Source organism: Photorhabdus sp. P32 (genome assembly GCF_038085095.1).
GTDB lineage: Bacteria > Pseudomonadota > Gammaproteobacteria > Enterobacterales > Enterobacteriaceae > Photorhabdus > Photorhabdus luminescens.
The window spans coordinates 1-19,526 of record NZ_JAZGJN010000267.1 but is presented as its reverse complement, the minus strand read 5'-3'; the positions used below and the strand labels follow the sequence as shown (position 1 = coordinate 19,526).

12 protein-coding genes are annotated in these 19,526 nt (G+C 41.8%); 10 read left to right on the top strand and 2 right to left on the bottom strand.

The features are described 5' to 3' along the window. Positions 1–58: 58 nt before the first annotated feature. A complete protein-coding gene (gene tcaC / locus V2H77_RS12925; protein WP_341499121.1) occupies positions 59–4,516 on the top strand; it encodes an insecticidal toxin complex protein TcaC in 4,458 nt (1,485 codons plus the stop codon). A 110-nt stretch (positions 4,517–4,626) separates the two neighbouring features. Here tcaC and V2H77_RS12920 read toward each other — a convergent pair whose 3' ends face one another. Then, entirely contained in the window at positions 4,627–6,219 is a 1,593-nt protein-coding gene (locus V2H77_RS12920) for a toxin (RefSeq protein ID WP_341499120.1), read from the bottom strand. A gap of 1,035 nt (positions 6,220–7,254) precedes the next feature. Between V2H77_RS12920 and V2H77_RS12915 the strand changes: the two genes are divergently transcribed. Then, the gene (locus tag V2H77_RS12915; RefSeq protein WP_265380290.1) at positions 7,255–7,470 is read left to right on the top strand and encodes a hypothetical protein; all 216 of its coding nucleotides are present in this window, start codon (positions 7,255–7,257) and stop codon (positions 7,468–7,470) included. A gap of 113 nt (positions 7,471–7,583) precedes the next feature. Here the strand turns inward: V2H77_RS12915 and V2H77_RS12910 are convergent, their stop codons facing one another. Continuing rightward, on the bottom strand, positions 7,584–8,252 hold the full coding sequence (locus V2H77_RS12910) for an epoxyqueuosine reductase QueH (protein WP_341499119.1): 669 nt from the start codon (positions 8,250–8,252) through the stop codon (positions 7,584–7,586). 298 nt (positions 8,253–8,550) lie between these two features. On the opposite strand from V2H77_RS12910, the gene V2H77_RS12905 reads away from it, so the two are divergent. The 8 genes from V2H77_RS12905 (at position 8,551) to V2H77_RS12870 (ending at position 18,957) form a co-directional block, all read left to right on the top strand. Continuing rightward, complete coding sequence (locus tag V2H77_RS12905) at positions 8,551–9,744, top strand: benzoate/H(+) symporter BenE family transporter (RefSeq protein ID WP_341499118.1); 1,194 nt, start codon at positions 8,551–8,553, stop codon at positions 9,742–9,744. Between the two features lie 176 nt (positions 9,745–9,920). Beyond that, positions 9,921–10,916, top strand: coding sequence for a hypothetical protein (locus V2H77_RS12900; RefSeq protein ID WP_445935490.1), 996 nt, complete (start codon positions 9,921–9,923; stop codon positions 10,914–10,916). Further along, the gene (locus tag V2H77_RS12895; RefSeq protein WP_341499116.1) at positions 10,916–12,061 is read left to right on the top strand and encodes a BamA/TamA family outer membrane protein; all 1,146 of its coding nucleotides are present in this window, start codon (positions 10,916–10,918) and stop codon (positions 12,059–12,061) included. Before V2H77_RS12900 ends, V2H77_RS12895 begins: the two co-directional genes overlap by 1 nt. Further along, positions 12,058–13,179, top strand: a complete 1,122-nt coding sequence (locus V2H77_RS12890; RefSeq protein ID WP_341499115.1) for a DUF4056 domain-containing protein — start codon at positions 12,058–12,060, stop codon at positions 13,177–13,179. Before V2H77_RS12895 ends, V2H77_RS12890 begins: the two co-directional genes overlap by 4 nt. A gap of 827 nt (positions 13,180–14,006) precedes the next feature. Continuing rightward, complete coding sequence (locus V2H77_RS12885) at positions 14,007–14,588, top strand: fimbrial protein (RefSeq protein ID WP_341499114.1); 582 nt, start codon at positions 14,007–14,009, stop codon at positions 14,586–14,588. Positions 14,589–14,655: 67 nt separating this feature from the next. Continuing rightward, positions 14,656–15,354 (top strand): fimbrial biogenesis chaperone, encoded by a 699-nt coding sequence (locus V2H77_RS12880; protein ID WP_341499113.1) that lies wholly within the window; start codon positions 14,656–14,658, stop codon positions 15,352–15,354. 25 nt (positions 15,355–15,379) lie between these two features. Further along, the gene (locus V2H77_RS12875) at positions 15,380–17,854 is read left to right on the top strand and encodes a fimbria/pilus outer membrane usher protein (protein ID WP_341499112.1); all 2,475 of its coding nucleotides are present in this window, start codon (positions 15,380–15,382) and stop codon (positions 17,852–17,854) included. 11 nt (positions 17,855–17,865) lie between these two features. Beyond that, positions 17,866–18,957, top strand: coding sequence for a fimbrial protein (locus tag V2H77_RS12870; RefSeq protein ID WP_341499111.1), 1,092 nt, complete (start codon positions 17,866–17,868; stop codon positions 18,955–18,957). Positions 18,958–19,526 lie beyond the last annotated feature (569 nt).

The window sequence follows — 19,526 nt, the reverse complement described above, 5'->3', positions numbered from 1 at the left end:
TTTCTTTTCTTTTTCGATTACAGGTCCCTATTAGGGGCCTGTTATTAAGGAGTACTTTATGCAGGATTCACCAGAAGTATCGATTACAACGCTGTCACTTCCCAAAGGCGGCGGCGCTATCAATGGCATGGGAGAAGCACTGAATGCTGCCGGCCCTGATGGAATGGCCACCCTGTCTCTGCCATTGCCCCTTTCAACGGGCAGAGGGACTGCTCCTGGATTATCGCTGATTTACAGCAACAGTGCAGGTAACGGGCCTTTCGGCATCGGCTGGCAATGTGGCGTCATGACCATTAGCCGACGCACCCAACATGGCATTCCACAATACGGTAATGACGACACATTCTTATCCCCACAAGGCGAGGTCATGAATATCGCCCTGAATGACCAAGGGCAACCTGATATTCGTCAAGACGTTAAGACGCTGCAAGGCGTTACCTTACCAATCTCCTATACCGTGACCCGCTATCAAGCCCGTCAGATCCTGGATTTCAGTAAGATCGAATTCTGGCAACCTGCCTCCGGTCAAGAAGGACGCGCTTTCTGGCTAATATCGTCACCGGACGGCCAACTGCACATCTTAGGGAAAACCGCACAGGCTTGTCTGGCAAATCCGCAAAATGACCAACAAATCGCCCAGTGGTTGCTGGAAGAAACCGTGACGCCAACCGGTGAACATGTCAGCTATCAATACCGAGCCGAAGATGAAGCCCATTGTGACGACAATGAAAAAACAGCTCATCCCAATGCTACCGCACAGCGTTATCTGACACAGGTGAACTACGGTAACATCAAACCTCAAACCAGCCTGTTCGTACTGGATAACCCCCCTCCCGCACCGGAAGAGTGGCTGTTTCATCTGGTCTTTGACCACGGTGAGCGAGATACTTCACTTCATACCGTACCGGCATGGGATACAGGTACAGCGCAATGGTCGGTACGTCCAGATAGCTTCTCTCGCTATGAATACGGTTTTGAAGTGCGTACTCGCCGCTTATGTCAACAGGTGCTGATGTTTCACCGTACCGCGCTCATGGCCGGAGAAACCGGCGCTAATGACACGCCGGAACTGGTCGGACGATTGATACTGGAATATGACAAAAACGCCAGCGTCACCACATTGATTACCATCCGCCAATTAAGCCATGAACCGGATGGCCGCCCAGTCACCTTGCCGCCACTGGAATTAGCCTGGCAGCGGTTTGATCTGGAGAAGATGCCGACATGGCAACGTTTTGATGCATTAGATAATTTTAACTCGCAGCAACGTTATCAATTGGTTGATCTGCGGGGAGAAGGGTTACCGGGTATGCTGTATCAGGATCGCAGCGCTTGGTGGTATAAAGCTCCGCAACGTCAGGAAGGCGGAGACAGTAATGCCGTCGCTTACGACAAAATCGCCCCACTGCCTACCCTACCCAGTTTGCAGGATAACGCCTCATTGATGGATATCAACGGAGACGGTCAACTGGATTGGGTAGTCACCGCCTCCGGTATTCGCGGATACCATAGCCAGCAGCCCAATGGAAAATGGACGCACTTTACACCAATCAATGCTTTGCCCGTGGAATATTTTCATCCAAACATTCAGTTCGCTGACCTTACCGGGGCAGGTTTATCCGATTTAGTATTAATCGGGCCGAAAAGCGTGCGTCTGTATGCCAACCAACGAAACGGCTGGCATAAAGGACAAGATGTGCCCCAATCTACAGGTATCACCCTGCCCGTCACTGGGACCGACGCCCGCAAATTGGTGGCTTTCAGTGATATGCTCGGTTCCGGTCAACAACATCTGGTGGAAATCAGCGCTAATCGCGTCACCTGTTGGCCTAATCTGGGACATGGCCGTTTCGGTCAACCACTAACCTTGCCGGGATTTAGTCAGCCCGAAAATAGCTTCAATCCCGAACGACTGTTTCTGGCGGATATCGACGGTTCCGGCACCACCGACCTTATCTATGCGCAATCCGGCTCTTTGCTTATTTATCTCAATCAAAGTGGTAATCAGTTTGATGCCCCACTGACATTAGCATTGCCAGAAGGCGTACAATTTGACAACACTTGCCAACTTCAAGTCGCCGATATTCAGGGATTAGGAATAGCCAGCCTGATTCTGACTGTGCCGCATATAGCGCCGCATCACTGGCGTTGCGACCTGTCACTGACCAAACCTTGGTTGTTGAATGTGATGAACAATAACCGCGGCGCACATCACACCCTGCATTATCGCAGTTCCGCGCAATTCTGGTTGGATGAGAAATTACAGCTCGCCAAAGCAGGCAAATCCCCAGCTTGTTATCTGCCATTTCCAATGCATCTGCTATGGCATACCGAAATTCAGGATGAAATCAGCGGTAACCGACTTACCAGTGAAGTCAGCTACAGCCACGGCGTTTGGGATGGTAAAGAACGGGAATTCAGAGGATTTGGTTGTGTCAAACAGACCGATACCACAACGTTTTCTCACGGCACCGCCCCCGAACAGGCGGCGCCGTCACTGAGTATTAGCTGGTTCGCCACCGGGATAGATGAAGTAGACAGCCAATTAGCCACGGAGTATTGGCAAGCAGATACTCAAGCTTATAGCGGATTTGAAACCCGTTATACCGTCTGGGATAACGCCAACCAGACAGACCAAGCATTTACCCCCAATGAGACACAACGTAACTGGCTGACGCGGGCGCTTAAAGGCCAACTTTTACGCAGTGAGCTCTACGGTCTGGACGGAACGGATAAGCAAACGGCGCCTTATACCGTCAGTGAATCGCGCTATCAGGTACGCTCTATTCCGGTAGATAAAGAAACCGAATTATCTGCCTGGGTGACTGCCATTGAAAATCGCAGCTATCACTATGAACGTATCATCAGTGATCCACAGTTCAGCCAGAGTATCTGGTTGCAACACGATATCTTTGGTCAATCACTGCAAAGTGTCGATATTGCCTGGCCGCGCCGCGAAAAACCGGCAGTAAATCCCTACCCGCCTACCCTGCCGGAAACCCTGTTTGACAGCAGCTATGATGACCAACAACAACTATTACGTCTGGCGAGACAAAAAAATAGCTGGCATCACCTGATTGACGGGGAAAACTGGCGATTAGGCTTACCAAATGCACAACGTCGTGACGTTTATACTTATGATCGGAGCAAAATTCCGGCCGAAGGAATCTCTCTTGAAGTCTTGCTGAAAGCAGATGGCCTGCTAGCAGATGAAAAAGCCGCCGTTTATCTGGGGCAACAACAGACGTTTTATACCGCCGGTCAATCGGAAGTCACACTAGAAAAGCCCACATTACAGGCTCTGGTAGCATTTCAAGAAACCGCCATGATGGACGATACCTCATTACAGGCATATGAGGGCGTAATTGAAGAACAGGAGTTGAATACCACACTGATACAGGCCGGTTATCAGCAAGTCGCGCGATTGTTTAATACCGGATCAGAAAGCCCAGTATGGGTAGCACGGCAAGGCTATACCGATTACGGTGATGCCAAACAGTTCTGGCGGCCTCAAGCTCAGCGTAACTCGTTGCTGACAGGGAAAGCTACACTGACCTGGGATACCCATCATTGTGTAATAATCCAGACTCAGGATGCCGCTGGATTAACGACGCAAGCCCGTTACGATTATCGTTTCCTGACCCCGGTACAACTGACAGATATCAATGATAATCAACATATTGTAACACTGGATGCGCTAGGTCGCGTGACCACCAGCCGGTTTTGGGGTACAGAGGCAGGACAAGCCACAGGTTATTCGAACCAGCCCTTTACCCCACCGGATTCCGTAGATAAAGCGCTGGCATTAACTGACGCTCTCCCCGTTGCCCAATGTTTAGTCTATGCAGTTGATAGCTGGATGCCGTCGTTATCTTTGTCTCAGCTTTCTCAATCACAAGAAGAGGCAGCAGCGCTATGGGCACAACTGCGTGCCGCTCATATGATTACCGAAGATGGGAGAGTATGTGCGCTGAGCGGGAAACGGGGAGTTGGTCATCAGAATCTAACGATTCAACTTATCTCGCTATTGGCAAGTATTCCCCGTTTACCGCCACATGTATTGGGGATCACCACTGACCGCTACGATAACGATCCGCAACAGCAGCACCAACAGACGGTGAGTTTTAGTGACGGTTTTGGCCGGTTACTCCAGAGTTCAGTTCGTCATGAACCCGGTGATGCCTGGCAACGTAAAGAAGACGGCGGATTGGTTGTGGATGTAAATGGCGTTCTGGTCAGCGCCCTCACGGACACCCGATGGGCTGTTTCCGGTCGTACAGAATATGATGACAAAGGCCAACCGGTACGTACTTACCAGCCCTATTTCTTGAATGACTGGCGCTACGTTAGTGATGACAGCGCCCGAGATGATCTGTTTGCCGATACCCACCTCTATGATCCATTGGGGCGGGAATATAAGGTCATCACCGCTAAGAAATATTTGCGAGAAAAACTGTACACCCCGTGGTTTATCGTCAGCGAGGATGAAAACGATACAGCATCAAGAAACCCATAGTTTTACCTATTTTTATCTGTTGCCCCGCAGTATATTGCGGGGCAGTATCTAATCAACTATGAAAATTCAATATTTCCGGTAAGCTCCATCGCTCTCTTTAAATATTAACCTCAATATTCTTTCTTGATAAAAGCCGGATCAGGTGTCGGGACAGAGCTATCGCAATTATAATGCTCTCCTGTCAGCCCTATTTTTTTGCAAGCAATAGACAAAAGATCATTAGGCGTTGCCCACTCATCTTTCCAGTTACTACCGTCATAACGTTCATTCTTAAATAGATCCCACATAATCAGGCCCGTTTTACCATATTTGATCGTACCATCTAATATGCTGTTGAGCGCTGTTTTCGTGAGCGGTAAATTACCAGTCGCGGGTTTACCAACTTCAAACCCAACCGTAATAGGCGGCAAAACCAATAATTTTTGCGGTTGAATTGATGCCTGAGCGTAGTTACGCGCCCCTTTCAGTTTGACATGGAAGGTAACAACTTCATTGCCTGATTTAAGCCAGTTAATATATTGACCATAATAATACTTAACTTGCCCAGGAAGGTCACAAGGAATATATGTTTCACCTCCGCCAATAAATCCACAATCTTTTTCACTTAAATCATAGGTCATTACACCAATATAACTGAGTCGGTTGATCAAATCGGGATAATTAAGAGCGGTATTATAAATCAAACCATAAAGATTGCCTCCCCACCAGGCGCCGCCATAAATATCACTATTCCTAGCATTGGTTCCCCAGTTAGCGGACATATTCGGGATACCTCCCGTTGCAGGACCTGCGGTACTTAGTTTAAGCGATGGTTTAACTGCATTAATTGAAGTGTAAAAAGATTTTAAAATAGCGGCGAATTTATCCACGGTTGCCGGCATTGCGCGGGGAATTTTTTCTGCGCCAGGAACAATATTCATTGACGCATCATAAACATAACCGCCTAGTCCCTTTGCTATTAAAGTTGATGTAATAAGCGTTTCACTGTTATTAGGGGGAACCCTGATTGAGTCAGGGGTTAATTTCCAGCTTTTTGCATTAATATCAGCATGCCAGAATTCTTCATAATCAACATCAATTCCCTCTACCCCCAAATCAGCAGCTAAATTGACAATATTTCTATATGCCTTATCTGCTTCTTTACCCGTAATAGTACTGTCAAATCGAGGAATTTTGGTCAGGGGATTAGGGAAGATATCATAAACCGCACCGGGTTCATTACCACAAGCATCCTTTTTGCCCGCGGTTATATCATAAATTTTCGGGTAACAACTAAAGTTCCATCCACCTACGGCAATATAAGTACTCACTCCATGAGATTTTAAATCAGCGATAGCACTTTTTAATGCCACAAAATCAGCCCTAGCATTTTCAGCTTCTGCTGTGCTAATGATTTGATCTGAGGTACAGGTATAACCAAACAATCCTGAACATTTCAGGCTATTTTTTTCATAGTTAACAAAACTAGGCTGGACAAAAGACAATACCAACGTATTAAAGTTACTCTTATTCTTAGAAATATCTCTACTTAATTTCTTAAAGTTATCAAGGCTGGCATAATATTCTTTAGTATCAACCTGCGCAGCAGGCCCACTCAGATAATATGCAGATATTTTAGGATTGGCGGCAATAACATTTCCTGATATAAAAAAACACAATACAGAACCTGCTAATAAATATCGATTTAATTTGTATTTAGACATATATCTATCTCCACTTGGTTAACATTACTTTTCCGATTACAGCCAATGAGTTACCATGACAGCTCATTGCCTTTTCATCATGAACGGTATAAGTTTTTCCCTAATAGAGCGTTAATATGTTCAGTCTGTTATTATAGACTGTGATGTAGTTACTAAACTGTTATATTCGTTATCTTTCAAGCTGCCTCTTTGTTGGCTGCACTTGCTCACCACAGTCACATAGTTTGCTATGCTCCCGGGGATTCACTCCCTTGCCGTCGCGATGCATCTTGAAATCGATTAAGGTATATATCGGCATTAATTATTTCAATGCGCCAATTTCATAATAGTGTAGTTTTCTCCGTTGTCCACAAAAGACCTAGAAATTAGTTGTAATAATATTTCTTTCTAATCTATCTAAATAAAAAAATATTATTATATGATAATTCCACTAGATTATACTTATGTTAATTAATTACTACAGGCGTAACACTTTAGCGATAACTCTTTCCTTCTGCAATTGAATGAAAATTACCATTGCATATAATTTACAATCCCCACCTAATATATATCCAGAGTCTTAGAAAGATTATTTTAATGAATATAATTGAAATTAAAAAAATAAATTATTTCACCAAAAACATAAATAAATTGCGTTTATTTTATTTTCATTAAGAACATCATTAGTTCCTATAAGCTATAAATAGTGTACAAGCAGACTCGCAATAATAATTAATTACAGCTTGTGCAAACCTGCTTATGAATGAACAGTGAACCACCAGCAACACGCAAAACCCGGAGTATACATGTTAATAGAAAACCCATTGCTTTAAATAAACGCTCTCTGTTATCAGGCAAATTATGCCAAAAAACTTCAACGATTCTTCAACGAATTATAAAAACCTATAAAAAGGCATTATCTTAAATTGCTGAATTAATGATCAAGCCCGTATACTCACTGTGCGTTAAGACAGATCTGGAATAGCACGTAGCTTAGTTAGTTGCTCAAAATGTATTCCAGCAAATGAAACAAAGTTAAAACACAGGAAAATTATCATGACACGTTTAGGCTTATCTATAACTGTATTATCACTGTTATTCTCTGGCGCAGTATTGGCTGCACCTAGCACCCCCGTAACCCAATCTTCGGATACCAAAGTGACTTCTTCCCATACGGCAAATACCAAAGCAGAGAAGAAATCGGGTAAAACTACAGCTAAACAGCACTCACACCAGAAGGCAGCAAGCAAAGAAGCAAAGAAAGCTCACTGAGTTTTTCAGCATGAAGCCACTACACGCAGCAATAGTTATGACGCAAGTTTGACAACGCCATAACTGTAAATTCAGGGGGGAAATCCCCCCCTCAACATATTAAAGTGAAAAGCTTAGCAAGTACCTTCGGTATCTTCGTCACCATAATATTTAACACCAATCCTGATAATATCCCGCGCCTGAGATTTACGGTGTTTATTCGTATCACGCAATGAATAGATACAACCACAATATTCCTGCTGATAAAATCTTTCCCGTTTACTAATTTCAATCATCCGGGCTGAACCACCTTGCTTACGCCAGTTGTAATCCCAGTATTGAATTCCCGGATACTGGCTTGCCGCTCGTTTTCCACAATCATTTATCTGCTGCATGTTTTTCCAACGGGAAATGCCCAACGAGCTTGAAATAACGCGGAAATTATTTTCATAAGCATACAAAGCAGTACGCTCAAAACGCATATCAAAACACATGGTGCAACGAACCCCTCTTTCTGGCTCCCATTCCATGCCTTTAGCGCGTTCAAACCAGTTATCGCTGTCATAATCCGCATCCACAAACGGCACATTGTGTTGCTCCGCAAAGCGAATGTTCTCTTCTTTGCGAATTAAATATTCCCGTTTTGGATGAATATTCGGATTATAGAAAAAAACGGTGTAGTCAATTCCAGAGGCATGCAGCGCTTCCATCACTTCACCAGAGCAAGGAGCACAACAAGAGTGCAATAATAATCGTTCCGCATTATCCGGTAACGTTAAAACAGGGCGAACATAGTTTTCCATTTAGCAGGCTCCATATAATTATAAGAATTAATTATAGAATATAGTTATTTTTAGCTTCAAATTTTTCGAATGAAATTCATTATGACTTATTTGCCGTTGCGATCCTTGTCTTTACGATCCTTACCTTTTCGATCACAGTAAATGACTTGAAATTCTGGCAGGTTCTACCGTCATATTATCGTCATCAAAGTTTATACGAGGAAGCTCACTACAGATAAATTTGTTTTACGCTGATAGTTAACTAAATTATAGCCAAATTCAGATGCTTTTAACCAAAATAATTTAAATGGAGACCACGATGCGCCATGCAATTTCCCTGAGTGACCTCTCTTTTCCGGCCATCACCGCCGGATTTGTCGCTGTTTTAGTTGGATATACCAGTTCCGCAGCCATTATCTTTCAAGCCGCTGAAGCTGCGGGCGCCACCCCCCTACAAATCGGCGGCTGGCTAAGTATGCTAGGATTTGGGATGGGTATCAGCTCTCTGGGACTATCGCTTTATTACCGCATACCCGTCCTGACCGCATGGTCAACACCGGGCGCGGCGCTCCTAGCGACAACGCTGCCAGGAACATCAATCAATGAAGCCATTGGTATCTTTATCTTTGCTTCTGCACTGATCTTACTGTGTGGTATCACCGGCCTGTTTGCCCGGTTGATAAACTATATTCCACAAGCACTTTCCGCCGCTATGGTGGCCGGCATTCTATTACGCTTTGGTTTGGATGCCTTTTCCTCATTTTCAGTCAACTTCGTACTGACCGCCGGCATGTGTTTAACGTATCTTCTGGCACGCAGATATTTATCCCGCTATGCCATTATCTTAACACTATTATCAGGGCTGATTATCGCCGCTTTACAGGGAGATATTCACTTTGAACAACAATCCACAGTCACATTTGCTACCCCTGAATTTATTGCCCCCAGTTTCACACTCTCTTCGCTATTGAGTATCGGTATCCCATTTTTTATCGTTACAATGGCATCTCAAAACGCGCCCGGCATCGCCACACTGAAAGCCGCAGGGTATCCCGTTTCTGTTTCATCATTGCTAAGCTGGACTGCGCTCATTTCACTCATTTTGTCACCTTTTGGTGGTTTTTCCGTCTGTATTGCCGCTATTACAGCCGCAATTTGTATGAGTCCGGAAATCCACTCTGACCCAAATCGCCGTTATATGGCCGCTGCCGTGGCAGGCGTGTTTTACCTGATAGCGGGCCTGTTCGGCGGCTCAATCAGTATGTTATTCAGCGCTCTACCGACTGCGCTTATTCATGTTATCGCCGGATTAGCATTGCTTGGAACCATTTCTGGCAGCTTGCTACAAGCGCTACAGAATGAAAAACAACGAGACGCAGCAGTAATCACATTTTTGATCACCGCTTCCGGCGTGACGTTACTTGGCGTCGGCGCTGCATTCTGGGGATTAATAGGTGGCGTAATAACCATGATGCTTCTATCTTTGCCTGAGAAAAACAAGATCGCTCATTAAACATACAGTAAAATTATACTTTTCAGCATATTATGATATTTCTTATCTATAAGAGTTGTGCTAATTTGCCGGGTTTGTTGCGCTTTAAATATTACGGTGAGAAATCAATAGCCTTAAATGAAAACTTTAATTTCCCTACTCGCAAAACCGAGCTTCCTATTATGAAATTTTTTGACATAAAATTTTCTGATATTAGCAAGTTAGCTGTCCTTTCATCATGCTTGGCAATCCCTTATAGCTACGCTGATGACCGCCCAATTCTTTCTCTCTCTGTCAGCCAGTCAGGAGGAAACCAAACGACTGCTGATGGTAGTTTATCCAGAAAACCGAATAAGCAAGAATCACGGGTACTCCCAATTTGGGGTGATGAAGCCAGAGCTAAAGGTTATGACCTACCGGAACCGTTTGGCGCCAGTTACGGTTATATGAATATGCGACAAAATATCATTGTAGATGATATTAAAATCATTATACCGGATACCCCAGGCTTTGAAGATACTCTGGATATCCAGACAGGCAAAACCCGAGAAAAGAATGAATCCCATATGCTCAAACTAGATACTTGGGTTCTACCTTTTCTGAATGTTTATGGCGTTTATGGTTGGACAAAAGGATCATCGAAAACCAATATTGAAGGTGTCGCCATTGACTTTGGCACTGGCCCTGCTTCTTTGCCGATAAAAGACGTCCCTTTCGAATTAGATTTTAAAGGTAAAACCTATGGTGGTGGTTTTACCTTGGCAGGAGGTTACGACCAGTTGTTTGGTACGCTTGATACCAACTATACCTACACCAGTCTGGATATTCTGGATGGTAAAATTAGCGCTCTGGTTGTCACGCCCCGTATTGGTTATGAGTTTATATTCCCATCGATCATCCCAGGGCAAGGAAATACCAAATTGCAGGTATGGACCGGTGGTATGTACCAAAAAATTACTCAGGAATTTGAAGGCAATATTAGTAGTCTGAATTTACCGCCCGCGTTTGACAAATTAGTAAGTGCACTCGACGATTATGAGAGTATGAAATTCAAAGTAAAACAGCATGTTGCATCTCGCTGGAATAATACCGTTGGTGCAAGGCTGGAAGTCACACGCAACTTTAATATGCTGACCGAAGTTGGCTTTAACAAACGTAACAGCTTCTATATCTCAGGTGAGTTCCGTTTCTAATGAACATCCGCTGTACCTTACATGGGCTGGCTCTAGTCAGCCTTTTTATTTCTGATTCCTCATATGGCGAAGTACTACTCAGCAGGGAAAAAATTGATGGCTGGTTAGAAAAATTAGGTGGCAGTAATACCTATGACAGCAGTAAAGCGATTGACTGGGGCGTTTTACCCGGCCCTTTTTATACGCCAGAGTTAGGTGCCGGTCTCGGCGTTGCTGTCGTTGGTCTTTATCGACCAGATGATCATGACCATACCAGCCAAATCTCTTCTCTTTCCCTGAATGGATTTACCTCTTCAACGGGTGCCTTTGGCTTCACATTTGATAACTACAATTTCTTTGCTGACGATCAATGGCGTTTTTTTCTTTCCGGTACCTTGAACAACGTTCCCACCTATTATTGGGGAACAGGATATCAAGCAGGTAAAGTAAATGATCACAAAGAAAAATATCACTCGCAGGAACTTCGCCTACAACCCAGAATACTCTATCGAGTTGCTAACGCTACCTATTTAGGCGTCGGCTGGGATTTTTCATCATTACACGCCAAAGACCCCGATAACGGCGCCAAAAAGCTTTTCGCAGCGGAAAAGGATGGACAATCCGTATTGAGTTCTGGCGTCAGCACCTATTTCAGCTATGACACCCGGGATTTTCTGCCTAACGCTCATCAGGGACACGTTCTTGATATTACCTATACCCATTTTTCCCCGGCATTAGGTAGCGACCGACGGTTTAACGCCGTTGATATGCAATACAGCACCTATTATCAATTAGATGAAAAATCTGTACTGGCATTTGATAGTTATGGTCGTTTCACTGACGGCCAGGTGCCCTGGAATATGCTGTCAATGCTAGGTAATAGCAACCGGATGCGCGGATATTATGAAGGTAGATATCGGGACAAAAATGTTATCAGCACCCAATTGGAATATCGGCGCAAATTGAATTGGCGACATGGATTTGTTCTATGGGCAGGAGCGGGAACCCTAAGCCATTATGCAGAAGATATTGGCTCAAAAAACTGGTTACCCACAATCGGCGCTGGCTATCGTTTTGAATTCAAACCTAAAATGAATGTCAGACTGGACTTTGGTATTGGTAAAAAAAGCAATGGATTTTATTTTCAGGTGGGAGAGGCGTTTTGAAATTGCGTTTATGGATTGCTGCTTTAACGTTAGTTGCAGGATGCCAAGGAACTTTTTCTTCAATCGCACCGGTACAACCTGACTTAAATAGTGAAACAACTGCCGAAGCAACCCGCGCATGGCCGGTTCTTACTCCGATTCCCTCTCCCGAAGGATTAAGGGCTTGCTGTGCTTTTGGCTATAATTTAAAAACTGAATTACTGACCATTCCAGTACCTTTTTATCACATAAGTAATGTGCTGGATGCCGATAATCTTGGCGCACATAATTATAACAACAGCTTTTTTGGTACCGTCGCTTCATTAACAGGGATCAGTAATGAAAAAGTGGGGATGATATATACCCGCCGGGGCGGATTTATTGATATTTCCCATGTGCGGGATACCGCTGATAATGCAGTTTTTCTGTTCAGTCAAATCTGGCCTCGTCTTGGAGAAGAGTGGCAAATAGAACTCAGCAGCGAATTGGCATTACGCCGTATCCAATTCTATCAATTCACTCCACCAGCAACGATGGAACAACGTTATACCCTAACTGCCTATCTAGCCGTAAAATTGGCTTTTGAACTTGCTGCATGGCATGAAATAGCCCAATGGTATGGTTATCAATCTGTACCGGGATTTTCTGAAAAAGTATCTGCGTTCTCTCCTGAAGATCTCTACTCTAATCTACTAGGCGCTCGTCTTTCCCTCTCTTTAATACTGGCAGGACAAGTGCCGTCAATGAAACAATACCGTCTATCAATGCAAGCCATTCTGCCTCCGGCACTACGTGAACTGGAAGCCTTATCCCCCGATGAAACGCGGAAAATGTTTGAACAGGTTGATGGTATCTGGTGGGACAGCAAACGCCGTATACCTGATAAACGCTTAATCCTTCAACGTGATTTCCATATTCACAGCGATCGCACACCTAATATGGCGCCGACAGAACAGCAATTTCCACTCAGGCTTACCCTGCCACAACAATATATTGGCTACAAATTATCTGAATTGGCCGAATTACAATTGTGGCCTAGCCGCCAAATGAAAGATCTTCCTGTACCAGAAAGTTACTGGATTGCCCTTGATTTTCCGCAGTTGGCAGAAAAAGCGAAAGAACAACAGGAGAATTACTGATTCATATATTTTCAATGAAAGAATGAATATAACACTATGAGTTAAAGTATATAATAGATTTTAGATTACTATTTCTCAAATAATAATCCAATTGAAATATCATCAATTATTATTTATTATTCCCACAATGTTACGTTATAATATAAACTCAACATTACCTATAATAAAACTAAACTATACCGACTGTACTTAAATTAAATCATAAAGATAAAATCACATTATCAAGGCATTATTTCACCGGATAAAAAAATTGTATTAAAATATTTACAAAGATAAAAAACCAATAAACAACTGATATAAAATAATTAATATTACACAACATATAAAAAATAAATCAAAAAATCACAAAAACATTAATCAACCAAACAGACCAAAAAAGAAATAAAATCTCAAAAAGACATAAAAATCAGAACATAATTCCAAATTATACTCATAAACTGTGTATTTCACTTATTTTTATCGATAAGACAGACATTCACTCTTAATTTAACTTAAATAACAAAAATCCCTTCTTAAATAGGTTTAATCGTCTATAATATATGTTTCCAAGTTATAAATATGTATAAACAATAACACCTTTATCTAAGTGAAAAAATAATAACTTATATTGGCAATAATTAGATTTATTCAACCAAAACTCAAGTTACTAAAATACTTTCAATTGTATAATATATTGATTTTTATTTTAAATTTACAATATAAAATCAATTTTGAAGACAAAAACCAACATTGTTTTTTAATTTTTCTGATGTATCGGGGGATTCAGGGCCCCTATCTTTACCCCCTGATAAAGCCAATTAAGATATCCCTACTCCTGGAGAGGAAAAATGAATAAACTAGCGTTATCAACCACCGCCGCACTTATTTTTGCCACAGGCTCTGCTGTTGCAGTAGATAATTCTGCTGGCGGCACATTACATTTCTCTGGCGCTGTTACTGATGCCACTTGTACTATTAACGGCGGTTCTTCAGCTAATATGTCGATTATATTGGAACCTATCTCAGTCACTCAAGCCGGTCAAAAGGAAGGCTTAATTGATTTTGGTAAGAAATCATTTTCACTGGAATTTTCTAACTGCCAGTCCAATGCCGCCGGTTTTGACCCGGCAACCTCGATGTTGAAAATCCAGTTCTCATCATCACACACCATTTCCAATGATGCGAAATATCTTATAAACCAAGAACTTCATGCAAATGGCAAACCGAAAAACGTCGGTATCGCGATTGTTAAACACACCGACGAAAACACACCGATTATGCTGAATAAAGCATTTGATACAGGAATCAAAGGCTCTACGCCAACAACTGAACTTGTTGATTTCTACGCCAAATACTACAAAGTAGGCACTGCTGATGCAGATCCAGGTAAAGTAGTAACGATGGTTACTTATCACGTTACTTATCTATAATTACTTACTACAATAAACAAAGCCTATTTATCTAAATAGGCTTATTTAATTTGGCACAAATAACGTTATGAAGAAATTATTTTTAACTATATTATTAGGGATAACGACTTTATCTGCTCATGCCAACATCGTTATTAATACAACACGTGTTATTTATCCAGCCAATAATAAAGAGGTATCGGTTCAATTATTAAATGCAGGAGACCAACCCTCTCTGGTACAATCTTGGATAGATGATGGCGATCCTAATTCAACGCCTGAAACAGCTAAAGTCCCCTTTTTACTCACCCCCCCAGTTGTCAAAATTGATGGCAATAACGGGCAACAATTAAGAATTAAGTACATCAACAGTAACCTACCTGCTGATCGTGAATCGCTATTTTATTTAAATGTCCTGGATATTCCGCCCGTTGCAGAAAACATTGGCGACAAAAACATTATGCAGATTGCTATTCGTACCCGGATCAAATTTTTCTACCGGCCTGACAAGCTGTCTATTTCGCCGAAACAGATCCAACAACATATTGCATTAAAACGTGAGGGCAACCAACTAAAATTGGAGAATTCATCCCCCTATTTTATGAATGTCGTCGGCCTTAAAGCTGCTGATACTCAACCTAACTTACTAAATGAAGGAACAATTATAAAACCGTTCTCTTCTCATTCATTCAGTACCAATGAAAAAGTAAAAGCTGGGGACAAATTAACTCTGGCTATTGTTGATGATTTTGGTGCTATAAATAAATTAACTTTACCACTTCAATAGTGAAATTATTGGCATAGCATAGAACATGATAAAAGAAAAAGTTAGTCCGTTAATTCTGATAATAGGCATAATGCTGTATACAGATTGTTTATGCTATGCCGCAACATTTAATACCGATTTTCTGGTCGGCGAATCTGCAAAAGCGGATTTATCCCGATTTTATTCCACGTCAGAACTGCCCGCTGGCCGTTACGATATTGACATATATCTGAATAATGACTGGAAAGGAAGATTTGATATTAATATCCAGAACGATGGCAGAGATATCTACCTGCTCAATGAAGATCTTCCCAGGTTAGGTATAAAAATTGATAAAAACCAATTATCAGAATCAAACTTATCCAAAGATGAAATTCTTCTTACTAAAATAATACATGAAGGAACCGTTAATCTCGATGTTCCTAAACTTAGTCTGCATCTGGTTGTCCCACAAGCGTATATCAAAAACGAACTAAAAGGCTATATCGATCCTGCATTCTGGGACAGAGGTATCCCCGGCGCTATGCTGTCCTATAATGCCAACTATTACCGTACTCAAAATAGAAATAAACAGGATCGCGACCGTGAAAATGAAGATAATGCTTACGTGTCACTTAATAGCGGTTTGAATCTATTTGGCTGGCAATTACGCGATCAATCTTCTTATCATTACACACGTTCAAATGGTAATAAATGGAGTAACAATACCCGTTATCTGCAACGGGGAATTTCATCAATTAATTCAGAAATTCGTATTGGCGATAGTTATACATCAAGCGATTTATTCGACTCTTTCCGCTTTCGAGGTATCAATCTGAAAACAGATATGCGCATGTATCCCGATGCCTGGCAAGGGTTTTCCCCTATCGTCAGGGGAGTTGCGCAGACTAACGCCCTGGTAAAAATTATCCAAAATAATGTTGTTATTTATCAAGGTAATGTACCTCCGGGGCCGTTTGCCATCGATACTATTTTACCAACAGGTTCAGGTGGTGATTTGCTCGTTGAAGTGACGGAAGCAGACAGACGTATTAACAGCTTTATCGTCCCCTTTTCATCCGTCCCTAATATGATGAAAGAAGGTCTTGGCAAATATGATATCAGTGCAGGCAAAACACATATTGCCAACAGTCGTTATAAACCAAACTTTTTTCAAGCCAGCTATCAATATGGTTTTAATAATATCCTGACCGGCTATACAGGCGCCACTATCAGTAAAGATTATTACTCGCTACTATTAGGTAGTGGTTTTAATCTACCCATTGGCGCTATCTCAATTGACGTTTCACAGTCCAGCGCCAAATTTGATAATAGCCCCACCATGAAAGGCCAAAGCTACAAATTAGCTTATAGCCGCTATGTTTCACAAACAAAAACAAATTTCTCTCTGGCGGCTTATCGTTATTCAACTAAAAATTATCTTACCCTAATTGATGCGATTGATCTGCATGACTGGATAAGCAACGGATATAATCAACAATACTATTCTCATCAAAAAAATACTTTCAATATCAATTTGAACCAACATCTTGGTAGTCGTGCAGGTTCGCTTTTTCTTTCGGGAACATTCCGTGATTACTGGGGAACCCAGAATAAAAGTAGAGAGTATCAAATGGGGTATTCCAACAGTCTGGGTAAAATCAATTATTCCCTGACAGCAAGCCGTGTTCGGTACAATATCAATGAAAAAGAGAGTAAAGAGGAGCAGCGCTATTATCTGATGTTGTCTATTCCTTTTGAGTTGTTTGACTACCCTGCCTATCTGACCAGTAATGTCTCAATCAATGAAAGTCACTATAACAACAGTGATTTGGGATTAAGCGGTAGCGCAGGTCCAAACAACCGTTTGAATTACCACTTCAATATTTCAGATCAGAAAAGCGGGTCGACAACCACCAGTGCAAATTTGACCTATAAGACATCCGTTTCCACATTGAGTAGCTCTTATAGCCAATCCAAGGAGTACCGCCAAATCGGGCTTGGCGCAACCGGTAGTTTAGTTGCTTATCAAGGCGGAATTTTGGCTGCTAATCAGATTGGAGAAACTTTCGCCATCATTGATGCGCCAGGCACAGCAAACGCTTCTGTGAATGGTGATAAAAGCATGGTGACAAACAACAGCGGTAAGTTGCTGATACCTTATCTTTCTCCTTATCGCAAAAACGCCATCATGCTAGATACCAGCGAAGTGCCGGAAGATGCCGCTGAACTTATCGGTAACATCAGAGATGTTGCGCCATATTCTGGTGCGATTACCCACCTCGGATTTAAAACAGACCAGCGGAAAACCTTTATTTTCTACGCCGCTCAAGCTGATGGTAAACCTTTACCTTTCGGTACTGAAATTGTCGATTCAGAAGGTAACAGCTTGGGATACGTTGGTCAGGGCAGTATGGTTTTCCTACGAGTAGAAAAATTACCATCGCAAGTTTATGTCCGCATCGGTCAGCTAGGCGAAAAGAACTGCATAATAAACGATCCACAGCCTGAAATGGGCTCAACCGCCAATATTTGCCGTTAAGGGAGAAGATAATGAAACTTAAGCCATTGTATCTTAAATCATTGTATCTGGCGGCTATAATTAGTCTTAGCAGCAACATAGCCTATGCAGATTGCCAACCCAAATATGCGATAACAGCACCGGCAATCACGGTTGATATGACAGATAATTTCACCCTGAACAGTAATGCAACCTGGATACTCAACACCCAATATTCCGGCTACTTTACATGCACAAGAAATTCATTATGGAAACAAAATTCTGTTGCTAATGGCTCGCCTTTTACCAAAAACAAAGTCGTCTTAGGCTTCAATGGCGGCAAAGATTATGCCGAAGTGACCATCACGAATCTTTCTCCCGGCAACAGTATTAATCTGGGAAACAGTAACGACACATATCCCGCCAGCAAATTGCAAGCCCAATTTACGCTGAATGTAAAGCTACTGAGCGGCAGACCCGGTGGTAGTAATATTCATGTCTTTTCCGGCAATTCTGCAACATTAAAAACCGCTGTCATTGCGATGGATACCACCAACTTAGGACTCCTTGATGCCATTCTCCGTTTCGCTACCGATTTCCTGACTTTTATTCTTACCTGGGAGTGGCCGACACATTCTGAAGATATCTATTACCAACCCGTCACAATGATTTTTAATCATAGAGATACAACTTGTCACTTCTTAAATGATGGATTAACCGTGAATCTACCAAAAGTCAACCGCAGTAGATTGCTTAACGGAACAGATAGAGGAGAAACACCTTTTACCCTCAACTTTGAATGCAAATATCTCCAAAACGGTAAAACTTCGCGTTCAGTTAAAGCTTACCTGAGCAGTAATAATTTGCTGCCAAATGACAATCGAACTTTAATTGATAACAAAGCAGGCGCCGCTAAAGGCGTTGGTATCCGTGTCTCTCAGCCAGGTAACTCAACACCGATAGTTTTCAGTGCTTCGCAATCCTCATCCCACGGTGCAACACTGTTATTTAGCAAAAACTCCGGTAATGTCATCGATAAAAACTTTGCCATTGACCTTAATGCTTACTACCACGTTTATGCTCCCCAAAACATCGTAGCAGGGGAACTGAAGGCAACCTCTGTTCTGAACTTTGAATACAATTAGCCAAGAGGAAAATTAACCAAGAGGCAAAAGGAGATGCCTCTTATTTTCTCCATCCGAACTAAGAATTTATGTTTCAATAAGTAATAATTTGTAATAAAGTGTTTCTAGAGAAAAATTCATTTACATTTATAGCCTACCCTGAATTGACGTAACACAATGATAATCCTAGCATTAAGTAATTACACGAACTCAATTAATTTCTTAATAAAATAATGTAATTCTACGAAAAATAGATAAAACATATTTACACTTATCAATAAAATTAAGAAAACAATATCAACAACAATATTAAAGAACCTTATTAAACAATAAACAAAAACAATAATTAACTATAAATAAAAATATTTTTCGATGAAAAAATACGATAAAAATCATATAAAAATAAAATTTAAAATATATAAAAACACTCAATTTTCATTGATTAAAAATTAAAATAATTCATTTAAATCAATGACATAAAAATAAAACCAAAATAAAAACCAGAGTAATTGATATAATTACACGTAATGCAAAAATGTAAGAAACAATTTAACCCAACATAATAAAAATATAATTTTCACTCCCCAAAA